Source organism: Flammeovirga sp. AWQ4_249, from assembly GCF_056161045.1.
In genome coordinates, this window is the sequence record NZ_JBSWYJ010000098.1 from 1 (window position 1) to 1,624 (window position 1,624).

At 28.9% G+C, this 1,624-nt stretch carries 1 protein-coding gene; it reads left to right on the forward strand.

All coding sequences use genetic code 11. The annotated features are described in order from the left end of the window. The first annotated feature begins 331 nt into the window (after positions 1-331). Positions 332-883, forward strand: coding sequence for a transposase (locus ACXAHM_RS26225; RefSeq protein WP_474967050.1), 552 nt, complete (start codon positions 332-334; stop codon positions 881-883). The last annotated feature ends 741 nt before the right edge of the window (positions 884-1,624 follow it).

Below are 1,624 nucleotides of genomic sequence, written 5' to 3' on the forward strand. Positions count from 1 at the left end.
GTGAGAATATGTTTTTTTTATGCAACTCAAAGTTAATTGAGATACTTAAACTTTTCTCACACTTTTTTAAACGTTTAGGACGCTATTGAAACTTAAATAATATTATTTAAATTTAAAATCAATAAATAGTTCAATTTTCAATCCATCTTTTAAAGTTGTTATTCTACACTTCGTAAGCTTCTTATAAAAAAGCTAAAAAAGGACGAAATAACTCTTTTAATATGAATTTAATGTTACAAAAAAGAATTACTCCTCTGAAATTCTTTTATTTATATAAATAGTTTTATAATTGTCTAATTTAATTGACTTGATAAAACTAACGATTCAAAAAATGAATTCTAGAAATAGAAAATCAATCCGACTTGCAGATTACAATTATAGTTCATTAGGGGATTATTTCATTACGATTTGTACCTACAATAAATTTAATCTTCTATGCCAAATTCAAAATGGTAAAGTAGAATTAAATAGATTAGGTAAAATAGTGCAAAATGAATTAAACAATTCATCAGAATTAAGGAAAGATGTAGAAATAGAAGAATTTGTAATTATGCCTAATCATATACATTTTATTCTTTCTATTATAGGAGAAAGTAATTTGAAAATTCAAAAGGAAGGTTTTCAATCCACGTCACAAACAGTTGGAGCAGTAATAAGAGGTATAAAAGGTTCTTCAACTAGAAAAATCAGAGAAATTATTAAAAATGAAAAACAAGAAAATTTATTAAGGTTTCTAAATCATTCAATATGGCAAAGAAATTATTACGAACATATCATTCGTGATAAAGATGGATATGAAAACATCAGTAAATATATAGCAGAGAATCCATTGTATTGGAAAAAAGATTGTTTTTACAATCAAAAGACATTTGTAATAAGTTAGCATTATGATCCCGTAGGGGCGTATTGCATACGCCCTTTCTCATAATGTTTGACTATCAAAGTTTAGAGAACCCAAAATAAATCACCAAAAAAATGGATGTTTTTGTAGTTGTTTGATGCAGGGCGTATGCAATACGCCCCAACATTGACCAAAGAAATTTATTATTAATTTAGATGTCAATCAGATCAATAGTTAATGTTATTCATTGAAAATTGGATTTCATCATTTATGACTAATGTTAGCATTATGATCCTGTAGGGGCGTATTGCATACGCCCTTTCCTAAGAAGCATGTTTGTCAAAGTTTCGAGAATCCAAAATAAAACACCCCAAAAAGGATGTTTTTGTAGTTGTTTGATAGAGGGCGTATGCAATACGCCCCAACGTAGATCAAATAAATCTATTATTAATTTGATGTCAATCAGATCAATGGTTAATGTTGTTCATTGAAAATTGGTCCACATCATTTCCCGTTGGTACGTATTGCATACGCCCTTTCTCATAATGCTTGACTATCAAAGTTTAGAGACCCCAAAATAAAACACCCAAAAAAAGGATGTTTTTGTAGTTGTTTGATACAGGGCGTATGCAATACGCCCCAACATTGATCAAAGAAATTTATTATTAATTTAGATGTCAATCAGATCAATAGTTAATGTTATTCATTGAAAATTGGATTTCATCATTTATGACTAATGTTAGCATTATGATCCCGTAGGGGCGTATTGCATACGCCCTTTCC

Excerpts from the sequence above, each read along its gene's own strand:
- ACXAHM_RS26225 (WP_474967050.1), top strand. The coding sequence starts at position 332 with ATGAATTCTAGAAATAGAAAATCAATCCGACTTGCAGATTACAATTAT.